Consider the following 13,171-nt stretch of genomic DNA (forward strand, 5'->3'; position numbering starts at 1 on the left):
AGAACAAAGACTAAGAGAGGTTATGACATGATCAAAGAAAAACTGAACTCGAGATTCGGCTTCTTTCTCATATTAACGCTATTATTATGGGCCAAAAATCTATTTGCCTATCTGGTCGATTTCGACTTGCGTTTAGATAATGCGCTTCAGGTTTTTATTCTGCTAATCAATCCGATAGCGTCCACAATGCTCTTTTTGTCGATCTTTTTGTTTATCCGGAGAACGAAAGCTGCCTATATTACAGGATATCTCATTTACTTGTTACTTAGCATCTTACTTTTTGCTAACGTGGTTTATTATCAAGAATTCACCGATTTTCTTACCATTGATACAATATTAGGTGCGGGAAAAGTCGCCAGCGGACTTGGAGAAAGTGCTATACGACTATTTAAGCCTCATGATGTTCTGTATTTTCTGGACTGTATTGCTGTACTAGCCGCTTTACTACTAAAGAAACTCCCAGTAGATACTCGTCCCGTTCGAGCAAAGCTGGCTTTTACAGTCACGATGGCTTCGTTATTGTTTCTTGCTGGAAATATTGCACTGGCGGAAACAAGTCGTCCAGGCTTATTGACTAGAACGTTTTCTAGAGATTATCTAGTGAAATATTTAGGAATCAACGCCTATACCGTTTACGACGGCGTCAAAACCTACCAAGTCTCACAAATTCGTGCACAGGCCAGCCCTAATGATATGGAAGTTTTAGCGGAAAAACTCAAGCAGCAGCCAAAGGAAATGAATAAGGAAACATTTGGTATAGCTAAAGATAAGAATATTATCTATGTCCATCTAGAAAGTGCCCATCAATTTTTGATTGATTACAAGCTGAAAGACGAAAACGGTGTCGAGCATGAAGTCATGCCTTTTGTAAATAGTCTGTATCACAGTCAAAGCTCTTTCAGCTTTGACAATGTTTACCATCAGGTCAGTGCTGGAAAAACCAGTGACGCAGAAACATTATTGGAAAATTCCTTGTTTGGGCTGAATCAAGGCTCTCTATTTTCACAGTTAGGTGGCAAGAATACCTTTAATGCCGCACCTGCGGTTTTTGATCAAAAATTAGGTTATACAACTGCAGCCTTTCATGGTAATGCTGGAAATTTTTGGAATCGCAACGAAACATATAAACGATTTGGTTACCAGCATTTCTTTGACTCTAGTTATTATAGTTTAAATGATAAGAATTCTTTCCAATACGGGTTGCATGACAAGCCTTTTTTCCAGCAATCAGTGAAATATTTGGAGCACCTGCAGCAGCCTTTTTACGCGAAATTTTTAGCTGTCTCTAACCACTACCCGTTTTCTGAATTACCTGAAGCGGAGAATGGTTTCCCAAAAGTAGATACCGGCGACTCAACGATCGACGGCTATTTTGCAACAGCGAATTACACTGATACAGCCATCAGAGAATTTTTTGATTATCTAAAAGCCAGCGGACTTTACGAAAATTCTATGATCGTTTTATATGGCGATCACTACGGTATTTCTGACTCACGAATTGAGGCAACTAAAGAATTATTTGGCAAAGATGATTGGACGACCTTTGATACCATCGAAGCACAAAAGGTGCCTTTGATCATTCATCTTCCGGGCCAAGAAAAGGGAACGATCAATCATACTTATGGTGGACAAATCGATGTATTGCCTACGTTGTTGCATTTAGTTGGTTATGATTCTAATGATTTAATGCTGCTGGGACACGACCTGCTTTCTCCTAATAGAGAACAGTTAGTCGCCTTTCGCAATGGAGATTTTGTTACGGAGGACTATTCTTACCATAAGGGCGATGTTTACGATAATCAAACAGGGGCTCTATTGAACTTTAGTCAGCCTGAAATACTGGAAGAAGCCAAAGAAGTTAAAAAGAAAGTCGAGGAACAGCTAAATATCTCCGATCAGATCAATAATGGGGATCTGTTGCGGTTTTATTACGACAGTGGATTGAGCCCGGTTAAAGTAGAGGAAATCAATTATAAAAATTCCATCAAAAACTTAAACGGGATTGAGAAAAAGCTAGGTGATCAATCAACCAGCGTCTTTTCGAAGAATAATCAGCAATCAACAGAAGATTTGTACAAAACAAAATCCTTTAAAGAATACACCACTGAAAAAAATGACTAACAAAAACGCGAAAACAGTTTAAACACACTGTTTTCGCGTTTTGTTACTTTAAATTCCAATATGTGTAGAATAACGGATTTATCCTAGGAAAAAATCTGATAATTCGTTTTAGTAAAAATGGCTATCTGCTTTTTTTCGGCGCGCAGCTCGGCTCAGTCAAAGTTAATATTTCTAAAACAATACTGGCTTCAAGTGAAAAATAACCATCTATTATTGTATTCTATATCATTTCTCGCCCTTTAATACACCTGATATTCTTGCCCTGTTTGTTTTCCTTCGACACTTTTTACAAATGCCATTGCCACGCGCTCTGCTGGTACAGGTACAAACCCTCTAAAGGAATCTTGGAATTTATCATAGGACTCTACTAAAACATTGGGACTGACACAGTTGATGCGAATACCCTGAGTAAAATCAATGGCTGCTGATTTTACAAAAGCTGCCACACCACCGTTGGCCATTGCTGCTGAAGCCCCGCCTGGAATCGGATCGTCCTTCATGATGCCTGTCGTTAATGTAATACTGCCATCACGTCGTAAATATTTTTGTCCAATTAATGCCAGATTGATCTGCCCTAACAGCTTGCTTTGTACCGCCACTAGATTATCTTCAGGGGTCATTTCTTCTATTGGTTGAAATTTGGCTGTTCCTGAAGCATTTACGATCGCGTCTACATGTCCAACCTTCTTGAACATTGTTTCGATACTCTCTACAGATGTTAGGTCCACCTGTACATCGCCACTTGTTCTTCCAGCTATAATCAGTTCGTGATGTTCCTTCAATTTTTCAACAATTGCTTGACCGATCGTTCCTTTACCACCAACTACTAAAATACGCACAACTAGTCACTCCTTTTACTTTTCTATATACTCTTTAGTGGTCATAATCGTTACACCTAGATCATGTAACCTCCTATTCCAAATATTTCGCATTGGTTTAATAACAGAATCATGAGCATCTTCAATTAATGTCACAGGATAATTTTCTGCCAAAGCCCCTTTACACGTACTTTGGACGCACGCGTTACTCATTAAGCCAACTACCACAAACTTCCGAAAATCATGTTTAGAAATGATCGATCGGAATTCTGGTGCTTTAAATGTATTCATTTGAATCTTTGAAATCACTAGATCCTCCGGTTCACGGTGTAATTTCTGCGAAAGTTCACCATACCCAGCCTTTTTTATAAAAACGATAGGAAGATCCTCTTTATGAAAATAATCGATCAATCCATTCACATTTTTCAAAAAATTTTCTTTGCCAATCAATGGTGCTAATGTTCCTTTTTGTATATCCACGACCAATAATGCAGTTTGCGACACGACAACCTCAACCTTTCATTTTTCTTCTTAATAGTATTATATAGCAAACAAAGAAGGCTTTCATCCAATAGTCCCAGCTGATTGATCGCTTTAAACTGCTGACTTCATGAATTGCTTTGTTGATCATAAGAAATATTTGACCCCAAAAAAAAGACCCGCCGCAGCAGGTCTTAATGTATTAATCTTCTTTTTCTTTATCGAGCTTTTTGTTGATTTTACCAGCAACATCATCTGCTGTTTCTTTTGCCTTGTCTTTTGCTTTACCGAATCCTTGTTGAAATTTGCCTTTTAATTCGGTCGTTTCATCATCTGTTACTTTCCCTTTTGCCTCGTTCACTTTACCTTTTAGTTCGTCGTTATTTGCCATAACAAATCCTCCTCTATTGATAAAATAGGCACCAAATATCTCTAAAATTATTCTACCATCGAAGAAATGAGAAGGCTAAATATCTGCTTGCGTATTCAACAAACGCTCTGCCTGTTGAATTTCCTGTTTTAGTGATTTAATCCGCTCTTCTTTCAACTCACTGGAAAAAGTTAAATGCTCTAATCGTTCCAATTCGATTTTTGCTGCAGCTAATTCTGCCTTTGCTTCAATAAGAACGCTTTCATTTATCTTCATTGTAAAATTCCTCCCAAGCATCCCACACGAGATATCGACTAATTCTATGCTACACTGCTTTTGAGGTGAAGTAAATGCGAAATACATGGTTACAGGAACAATTGACTGCAATTTCTGATGAGAAGTACCAATTTATCATCGATGAGGCAGTTAAATATATCGAACAATTAGAAGATGACAATGAAAGTTTACAAGTCGCATTAGAGGGAAATATTTGGAGTCCAAAAAAATGGAACGAAAAAGCAGAGAAGTAAGCCAAGGAGTATTGGCCGCTTCTCTGCTTTTACTTTACCTACTCAAATGTTTCATTCAAAAAGCAAATAATTTCCTGCTGTGCCGCTTTTGCAGTCTCAGGATGATAATTTGCAGAATAGGAATCTAGAAAACCGTGCTTAGCCGTAAAAAGACGAACAGTTGTGTTCTGTTTTCCTTCTAAACTTTTCACTGTTTTCTCTATTGAAAAAGCAGGTTCTTGAGAAAAAAGCAGCAATGTCCGGCACTTTGGCATAATTTGTAGATGGTCTCTGATTCGCGAACCATAGCAGGCAATCACCCCAGCACACTCCAGCTCATCACTACAAAGCCAAGCAAGTGTGCCACCAACACTAAAGCCCAAAAGATAGACCGTTTCATGGAGCTGAGATATTTTCTCAATATAATAATTGAAAGTGAAATTTTTGATCTCCGAATAATGAGCATAATAATGCTCGTATGCCTGTTCCGCCTCCTGATAAGAAAAAGAGGCCCGCTTCAAAAGATTAGGGCAATAAACAGTGAAGCCCCTCTGTTCATAATACTTGATTTGATCCAGCATGAAATCATTAATGCCATAGATTTCATGGAGAATTACAATGGCTGTGCTAATTAGAATCATCCTCACTTTTACTCCATTTTAACAAATGAAGGGAAGAAATTAAGAGAATTTTTGATCTAAACTTTGAATTGCTCGCATCAAACGTACAGCGCCATCAATAATTTTTTCTTTTGGAGCACCTAAATTAAACCGAAGATACCTCTCACCCTCTGGTCCGTAAGTCTCTCCTTTCATAATCGCTACCTTTTCCTGTTTGACTAAAACTGTTTGTAGTTCTTCCATTGTATAAGGTAATTGCTCAATATTGATCCAACCTAGATAGGTAGCTTCGGGAATCTCAAACTGAATTCGTGAATCGCTAGCAAGAATTCTTTTCAACTCTAAGAAATTGGCATCAATGGTCTGATTCAACTCTTCCACCCATTTATTCTGATTGTTATAGCAATCCATCGTCGCAAGCAATGCAGGATAAGGGATCGAAGACAAGCCATCACGCCCCTTCAAAACACTCAAGAATTTTTCTCGTAATCCAGCTTCAAAAAAGATTCCATAAGACCCACCTAATCCAGGAGAATTGAAGGTTTTAGACGCCGAAGACAGTAAAACCACTGGAATCTCGAGTTGATCTATAAATGCTAAGATCGGCAAATGTTTTTTTTCTGGACGACGCACATCCATATGAATCTCATCGCTGATGATGGCAATTTGATACTGATTACACAAGGAAATCAAGCGGGTAAGCTCACCTTGAGTAAATACTCGACCAGTTGGATTATGGGGATTGCACAATAAAAAAATCGTTGGTTTTTCAGTTGCAAAAGCTTTTTCCAGTGCGGCGAAATCAATCGTAAACTGTTCATTGACGTTTGTTAGTGAAAAAGTGATTAATTCACGATCATTACCGCCGATACAGTTAAAAAAAGCATCGTAGCAGGGAGTTAAAGTGATAATTTTATCTTTTTTTTTACTCAATAATTGGATGCATACCGACAGACTATAGATCACACTGGGAGAATAGACACACCATTCGGGATCAATCCAACAATCAAACTCCTGTTGGAACCAATGACTGATGCTTTGTTTATAATCCAAATGATTCCAACGAGTATAGCCGAAGAAACCACGATTAACCGCTTGATTTAAAACCGCGATCGTCCCATCAGGAAGCATAAAATCGGTGTCCGAAATAGAAAATGGCAACAGATCTTTTTCACCAAAGCGATCTTGAACATAATCCCATTGGGTAGAATACGTACCGTAACGCGAACGCTGCTGATTAAAATTGCTCAAGCTCAATTCCTCCTTCGTCTAATGAACGGATAACTGCTGAAAGTAAATCAATCGTTGCTTCCACATCAGAAATTTCAACTATCGAGTTCCATGAATGACAATAACGAACAGGTACGCAGAAGACCAATGTTGGCTTGCCAGCAAATAATTGTACGGAACCAGCGTCCGTGCCACCACCGCCAAGTAGGTCATATTGCCATGGAAGTTGATTTTTTTCAGCAATTTCTTTACAGTAGTCCAATAATTTGATGTTTCCTAGCGCTGTTTTATCTGCTAAAACCAAGCCTGGACCATTTCCTTGGATACGATTTGGAAAATCTGCAGCATGTGGTGTATCCTTCCCATTGGCAACATCAATGACGATATTAATGTCTGCATCCACTTGAGCAGCAGCGACTTTAGACCCTCTAGTCCCGGCTTCTTCTTGAACCGTCCCAACACCAATCACTTCGATCTTCTTTGTTTCTGCCTGATTTTTGACTTGCACCATGATCGTACATGCCACTCGATCATCCAACGCTTTACCCATAATCTTCTTCTGATTAAAGCTTTTTCTTGCTTTTGTATTCGGTAAAATCATGTCACCGATCTGCATACCTGCTTCTTCTAATTCTGATTTTGAATGAACACCAAAATCAATATACATTTGATTGATCGGTACAACCTCTGTCAGTTTGTGGCTAGTTTTGGATAACGTCCCCACGATCCCTTCCAAAATTGCACCATTTTTACGACATGTTGCCCTGACCTGCTGTCCTAAAACCACATGCCCCCACCAACCGCCAATTGGGTAAAAATAGACGAACCCATCTTCCGTGATATGGTGAACGAAAAATCCTACCTCATCCATATGTGCATAGAGCGCGATTTTTTTCTTTTTGGTCTCTAAATCGCCAAAATACAGATTGCCAAATGAGTCCTTTGTTATCGGACCTTGAATCGTTTCCTGCAATGCTTGCTGGACTTGCGCTTCTTGTCCTGGCAATGCATCTAAGTCAGATAATTGCATCAATAATTTATCGGTTGCAATCAATTGTCATCCACTCCTTGTTAAAATGCGTTAGGATTTCAGCGTGTCCCGATTCGTTTACCGCGACGTCATCTTCAATCCGAATACCAAAAGCCTTCTCTGGTAAATACACTCCTGGTTCAATGGTAAAGCTCATATTTTTTTCGATTAATAGCGTTTCATTTGGAGCTAAGGCTGGATACTCATGACAAGATAGTCCGATTCCGTGACCAAGATTATGGCTGAAATACTGAACCAAATTTTCTTGTTCTAAGACAAGCCGTGCAACTTGATCAATCTCTCCTAATGGCTTTCCTAAAGCGACTGTCTCAATCGCTTGTTTTTGAGCGCTTAGAACTTTTTGATACGTTTCTATGATTTCGTTGTCCACTTCGCCAAACGCAAAAGTTCGTGTAATATCTGAATAATAACCTTGATGGATCGATCCAAAATCGATCATAATTAACTCATTGGCTTCAATTTTTTTGTTGCCTGCATGGGCATGAGGCAAAGCTGTTCGTGGGCCAGAGGCGACGATTGTCTCAAAGGCAGGACCTTCACTCCCTAGTTTTTTGCTGCGATAGTCAATCTCGTTGGCTAATTCTAACTCTGTCATACCTGTGCGAATCAACGGTAAAATCATTTCTAGTGTTTGATCAGCAATTTTGGCCGCTTGTCTAATTGCAGATAGCTCCTCTGGTGTTTTGAGCATGCGTAATTCTTCGATCATATTCTTTGTTGCAACTAATCGTCCGCCGACTGCTCCCATTAAAGCTTGAAAATTAATAAAGCTTTGATAAGTAATCGTCCCTGCTTCAAAACCGAATACAGCCCCCTTAACAAAAGGTCGTAGTACTTCAATTAGGCTGGTGCCAACAGGAATTTCACAAATTTCGACCCCTTGCGTTTGCTGCTGAGCCTGTCGCGTATACCGTCCATCAATAAATAATTGCAGTGCATTTTCAGTAACTAACAAAAGACCGTTCGATCCAGTAAAGCCACATAAATATCGGCGATTAATTTTATCAGTTACCAGTAATCCATCTAGTTTTTCTTCGGCTAATTTTTTTCGTAATTTTTCTACTTTCATTCGTTGTGCTCCTTAAAGCAAAAAGGACAGTCCAAGCTGTCCTTTTTGGCTAGAAATCAATATCGGTTAAATATTGTTCATCGTCATCTGAAATGACAGAATTGGCTTTTTCAGCTTCTAATAATGCTTCACGTTCTAATTCTTGCTTCTCTAAAACTTTAAAGAATGGCAGATATAGACCAAAAGACATCGCAACTTGGATTACCTGAATAATGATCGCACGCCAGTCAAAACCAGTCAGAAATCCCTCCATAAATACTGGAACATATGGCGGATCAAAGATCGGGAAATTCAATAGTCCGAGCTTCATACAGATCATCGGAAACATTCCCACTAAGGCACCGCCGAAAATAAATGGAATCATCAACACAGGATTCAGGATAATCGGCACACCAAAGAGCACCGGCTCATTGATCCCAAACAGTGAAGGCAGCAAAGCAACTGCTCCGACTTTTTTATAGCGTAAAGATTTACTGATCAGCATTGCTAAAACTAACCCGATCGTAACGCCTGATCCTGAGAAGTTTGCAAAAGCTGACAATGTTCCATTTGTAATTACGTGCTGTAGTGGTTCCCCCGCTTCATGAGCCGCAATGTTTTCTGACAAATACTGTACCGCAATTGGTGATAAGATCGGCGATAATACGGCTGAGTGAATCCCAAAGAACCAGAAAACCAAACGCAAAACTAATACAAAGTAAATAATCCATAATGAATCCAAGCTGCCAATAGCAGGTGCTAAAACATCCATGATTACTTGTGGGAGTAAAACCCCACCAGATAGACTATCTGTCACCGCACGAATCACAATAAATAAAACTCCGATCGCTGCGGTTGGTGTGATCAATTCGAATGAACTAGAGACAAAATCCGGTACCCCTTCCGGCATCTTAATCACCAATTTATGCTTCGTAAAGAACTGATAGAGTTTAACGGAAATAATGGCTACGAATATGGCAGTAAAGAGCCCTTTTGAATCTAGATAACTAGCAACGATATTGCCGTTGTCGTCAACATCCATTGCAACAATTAGAAAAGCTATGGCTGATAGCATCATAGAACCAACTGTATACAGCTTGTAATGTTCACTTAAAAAATAAGAGATCGCCAATACCGCATACAACCCAACAAGACCTAATGAAACTTTTGAAATAATGCCAAAGATATACCCATAATTTTCAAACCAACTCGCAACGCCTGGTGTTTTGATAAACTCTGGAATCGACGGAAAAATCGCCGCGATCGAACCCAATAGCAGCACTGGCGTCATAACGACCATTCCTTTTTTAATCGCCGTTAAGTAAGGATTGCTGTCAACCTTGTTCGCAATTGGAACCAGTGTCTTACGAATGAATGCTTCAACTTTTTCGAAGGCACCCTGTTTCTTTGGATTTTCCATTTTTTACACTCCTAACTATTTTGTTTTTAATGCTTGATTTTTTCTGTATGCGACTAATGCCTGCTTCATAACCGTGGCACCATCCATTGACCCATAGATATCTGACGTTAACAACACTGTTGGTTTATTACTTTTGTCAGCTTCTCCTTTAATGAAATCATATTTATGGCTCAACTGTGGACCGACTAAAATCACGTCGTAATCATCGATGTAACGTTCTAACTTATCGACACCGATCGCTTCCATCGGATAATCCTTTTCATCTAAACTTTTTGATTCCTTGACTACTTTTTTCATTGACTCCATCATCATGGTCGTTGAAAAGCCCCCTGCACAAACGAGTAATGTTTTCATGTGTTAAATCCTCCTAATAAATTTTTATCTTATTGCAAAGTCTTGGCTTCGCTTTGTTCCTTTAGCATACCGATCATTTCCTCAATCAAATCTCGAGCCAGAATGCTGGTCATTAAGTGATCCTGCGCATGTACCATCAGTAAGCTCGTCTCCGTTTTATCTCCATTGATCTCACCGGTGATCAACTTGGTCTGCACATCATGTGCATCGATGCTTTTTTCCTTGGCTTCCTGCATTTTCGCTTCGGCTTCCTCGAATTTTCCTTTGCGGGCGAGACGTAGCGCTTCAAAAGCAGAACCTCGTGAATCTCCTGCTGCGGAAATAATTTTAAAAATATCCATTTCTTGATCGGTCATTGTTTTATCCTTCTTTCATTAAACTTTTCATATAAGACTTGAAGTCTTGAAAATTCGTCATTTTTGTTAGTTGCGTATCTAAAAGTGGATCATCCATCATCTTGATCATTAAACGACTGATTTCTTTATGCAGGCTCAAGTGATCCTTTTTGATATTGATTAGAAAAATGATCCTTACTTGTTTCTCCCGATAAATCAGCGGTTTTTTCAGTAAAATCACATCAATGACTTCCTTGATGGCTGCCTGCTCCATCGGATGGGGCCCTGCAACACCTTGCTGATAAATCGTATCAATCATCTTTTCTCTACTTAAAACACTTTCTTTAAAGCCACGTTCAACCCAGCCGCGCTTTTCAAGATGAGCACCTTCATTTTCCAAAAGCTCCAGATAGTCATTAGATTCTTCATTAATCTGAAACCATTCCTCATCAAATAAACTGAGAATGAACTGGTGTACATCAAAGACTTTATTTTTCGATTCTCTTAACAGGTACAAATCTTTTTCGATCTTTGTGATCTCTGTCTGACTTAAAATCGTTTTGGTGTAAATGATCGGTATCTCAAAATCGGTTTGCTCCAGCGGTACAGTCGAGATTAAAAGATCAAAGCTAGCATCAATTTGCTCAATTTCATTGAGGGCAAATGTTTCAACCTTCGCATTACTGAACAATCGCTCCAAATTGACTTTTAGTAAATAAGCCGCCCCGCCACCTGTCGAACAGATCACTGCTATTTTCTGATAGTCATCAATCACTTGATTAGATTGTTTTTCCAAGCTCGCCGCGAAATAAATCGCTACATAACCAATCTCATCTTTGCTGATATCCGCATCTAAGTCTTTATTCAGTTCATTGATAAAGACCATTGCTACATTAAATACATTGGCATATTGCGTGTAAATATCCTCAATAATCGGATTTTCCAGCTGATGACCGGTGTAAAGACGTTGCAATAATGGGGCTACATGCATCATTAACGCATTGGCTAAATCTTGATCCTGCCGAAAACTCGTGTGATAACGGCGGTCTACCAATTCCAAGGATTTATCGATCGCCTGTCTCAATTGCTGATTACTAGCAGGATCATCTAAAACAGCAAATTTCCCACGCAGTTGTTCTTCTAAATAATTTTTTTCCGCACACGAGAAATTCAACTGATAGGTCTCTTCTAAATAACCGACTAATTTTTCCGTCAAACGATCATAGTCATCGCTAATTGCATGCTCCTCCAACTCTTCGCTGTTCAAGGTATTGTTTTGCAGGATGCGAAAGCTTAACAAGCGAATATGTTGAACGATGTTTTCAAAAACGATATCACTAATCTTCAATTGATTTTCTAACAATTGCTCCTTTAAAAGCTGCCGAAGCTCTTCTTCATTGAAGACAAAATTGAACTCTTTGTACTTTTCCGTCAAAACCGGCGTATGAATCGTATTACGAATTAAGTATAAGATCGCTCGTCTTTTTTTACTTTCTGTCCCCATGATCTTCAAGCCGTAATGGGCTTTACTAAAGAGTGTCAGATCATAATTGTCACAAAACTGTTCGACCTGTTTGATATCCGCTTTGATCGTCGACAAACTGACATCTAACCATTCTGCAATCTGCTGCATTGTAATGTACTCTTCATGGAACAGTAGCAATAGCTCGATATTTTTAATTCGCTCCTGCGGACTTGAATTATCTACCTGCTCTTGCTTTTTCGATTTCGACAGATAACTACTAAATCGAACGTTGTCGAAAACCTTCAACTGATAACCCGCTGAACGAACCCGTTCGACCGTAAATCCTTCGTTTGAACCGATTTCCTTCAGCCATTTAATATCATTCGCCAAAGTTCGTTCTGATATTTGAAATTTAGCGGCTAATGCCCTGGGAGCAATCGCTTGCTTCTTTGCATATAAGTATTCAACAATTTTTTCTTGTCTCATAACTACCTCCCGCTTACAAATAAACTATACAATGTAAGCCCTTTACTTAAAATGGCAACTTTTACAAATTAAACATGCAAAATTAGACTGAATGAATAATTCTCTTACCATTAATCTGTATTAGATATTAAAGTTACAGTTTGCATACTACTTAATAAAATAACTTATAATTTGTATTTTAGAATAACAAACACGGGATCTTTAACTTTGAAGCAATTCTTTACTAATGAAAGTAAAAAAATAAGCCCCTCTTTTGGAAGGACTTACGTTTTGAGGTTCTATAATATTTTGTGTTGGTGGAAAATCGAAGGCGATTTTCTACTAACACTTTTTTCTTCGTTTCAACTCAAAAAGAGACTCACTTTTGGTAAAATTTAGTCGACCAAAACGTCACCCTACCAAAGGAGTCTCTCAATGGATAATCATACTAGAAAATTACTCGGATTAACAGATAAACATTTATTTTTTGATGAAGAATGGCTGATTGAAAAAGAATATAAAGGCGTTCAAGCGCAGTTTATTAAAGGAAAATTGGATGACTCTCCTTCCTATTGTGAACACTGTCGATCGGTTCGTATTATCCGCAACGGTTCCTATACGACACGCACTCAGATGTTGAAAGTCAAAGAAAAGTTAACTATTTTAGAATTAAAACGTACCCGTTTTCTCTGCCATGATTGTGGACGGACCTTTTCTGCGAAAACGGACTTAGTTGATGAACATCATCAACTAACAAAGGAACTGAAGCAGGCGATTCTCATGGAACTGTACGAAAATCAATCACGTAAACTAATCGCTAAGAAGTACTTCGTCTCGGATGGGACGGTGACACGGATCTTGCGTGAAGCAACGAAGCATTACCAG

At 38.9% G+C, this 13,171-nt stretch carries 15 protein-coding genes; 3 read left to right on the plus strand and 12 right to left on the minus strand.

Translation table 11 applies throughout. From position 1 onward, the window contains the following. Positions 1–27 precede the first annotated feature (27 nt). Positions 28–2,121 carry an LTA synthase family protein gene (locus OMU_RS04710; protein ID WP_016178823.1) on the plus strand — a complete coding sequence of 698 codons (2,094 nt, stop codon included), beginning with the start codon at positions 28–30 and terminating at the stop codon, positions 2,119–2,121. Positions 2,122–2,360: 239 nt separating this feature from the next. Here the strand turns inward: OMU_RS04710 and OMU_RS04715 are convergent, their stop codons facing one another. The 4 genes from OMU_RS04715 to OMU_RS04730 form a co-directional block, all read right to left on the minus strand. Next, complete coding sequence (locus tag OMU_RS04715; RefSeq protein ID WP_016178824.1) at positions 2,361–2,960, minus strand: short chain dehydrogenase; 600 nt, start codon at positions 2,958–2,960, stop codon at positions 2,361–2,363. Positions 2,961–2,975: 15 nt separating this feature from the next. Then, a complete protein-coding gene (locus OMU_RS04720; RefSeq protein ID WP_016178825.1) occupies positions 2,976–3,443 on the minus strand; it encodes a cysteine hydrolase family protein in 468 nt (155 codons plus the stop codon). A gap of 178 nt (positions 3,444–3,621) precedes the next feature. Further along, a complete protein-coding gene (locus OMU_RS04725; protein ID WP_016178826.1) occupies positions 3,622–3,810 on the minus strand; it encodes a CsbD family protein in 189 nt (62 codons plus the stop codon). A 75-nt stretch (positions 3,811–3,885) separates the two neighbouring features. Further along, entirely contained in the window at positions 3,886–4,065 is a 180-nt protein-coding gene (locus OMU_RS04730) for a hypothetical protein (protein WP_016178827.1), read from the minus strand. A gap of 74 nt (positions 4,066–4,139) precedes the next feature. On the opposite strand from OMU_RS04730, the gene OMU_RS04735 reads away from it, so the two are divergent. Further along, positions 4,140–4,319 carry a basic helix-loop-helix domain-containing protein gene (locus OMU_RS04735; protein WP_016178828.1) on the plus strand — a complete coding sequence of 60 codons (180 nt, stop codon included), beginning with the start codon at positions 4,140–4,142 and terminating at the stop codon, positions 4,317–4,319. Between the two features lie 38 nt (positions 4,320–4,357). Here the strand turns inward: OMU_RS04735 and OMU_RS04740 are convergent, their stop codons facing one another. The 8 genes from OMU_RS04740 to OMU_RS04775 are packed head-to-tail and all read right to left on the minus strand — an operon-like array spanning position 4,358 to position 12,307. After that, positions 4,358–4,939, minus strand: coding sequence for a dienelactone hydrolase family protein (locus OMU_RS04740; RefSeq protein ID WP_016178829.1), 582 nt, complete (start codon positions 4,937–4,939; stop codon positions 4,358–4,360). A 39-nt stretch (positions 4,940–4,978) separates the two neighbouring features. Continuing rightward, complete coding sequence (locus OMU_RS04745; protein ID WP_016178830.1) at positions 4,979–6,169, minus strand: MalY/PatB family protein; 1,191 nt, start codon at positions 6,167–6,169, stop codon at positions 4,979–4,981. Continuing rightward, positions 6,156–7,202, minus strand: a complete 1,047-nt coding sequence (locus OMU_RS04750) for a M42 family metallopeptidase (RefSeq protein ID WP_016178831.1) — start codon at positions 7,200–7,202, stop codon at positions 6,156–6,158. Before OMU_RS04750 ends, OMU_RS04745 begins: the two co-directional genes overlap by 14 nt. Then, entirely contained in the window at positions 7,186–8,268 is a 1,083-nt protein-coding gene (locus OMU_RS04755; protein ID WP_016178832.1) for a M24 family metallopeptidase, read from the minus strand. The genes OMU_RS04750 and OMU_RS04755 overlap by 17 nt, the downstream gene beginning before the upstream one ends. 49 nt (positions 8,269–8,317) lie before the next feature. Further along, the gene (locus OMU_RS04760; RefSeq protein ID WP_016178833.1) at positions 8,318–9,667 is read right to left on the minus strand and encodes a PTS sugar transporter subunit IIC; all 1,350 of its coding nucleotides are present in this window, start codon (positions 9,665–9,667) and stop codon (positions 8,318–8,320) included. A 15-nt stretch (positions 9,668–9,682) separates the two neighbouring features. Beyond that, positions 9,683–10,021 (minus strand): PTS sugar transporter subunit IIB, encoded by a 339-nt coding sequence (locus OMU_RS04765; RefSeq protein ID WP_016178834.1) that lies wholly within the window; start codon positions 10,019–10,021, stop codon positions 9,683–9,685. A gap of 29 nt (positions 10,022–10,050) precedes the next feature. Further along, a complete protein-coding gene (locus OMU_RS04770; RefSeq protein WP_016178835.1) occupies positions 10,051–10,377 on the minus strand; it encodes a PTS lactose/cellobiose transporter subunit IIA in 327 nt (108 codons plus the stop codon). A 4-nt stretch (positions 10,378–10,381) separates the two neighbouring features. Beyond that, positions 10,382–12,307, minus strand: a complete 1,926-nt coding sequence (locus OMU_RS04775; RefSeq protein ID WP_016178836.1) for a BglG family transcription antiterminator — start codon at positions 12,305–12,307, stop codon at positions 10,382–10,384. A gap of 414 nt (positions 12,308–12,721) precedes the next feature. Here OMU_RS04775 and OMU_RS04780 point away from each other — a divergent pair. After that, the coding region (locus OMU_RS04780; protein ID WP_010730286.1) for an ISL3 family transposase at positions 12,722–13,171 on the plus strand (450 nt) is incomplete at its 3' end.

Origin of the sequence: Enterococcus avium ATCC 14025 (genome assembly GCF_000406965.1) — a bacterium.
Taxonomy (GTDB): Bacteria; Bacillota; Bacilli; order Lactobacillales; family Enterococcaceae; genus Enterococcus_A; species Enterococcus_A avium.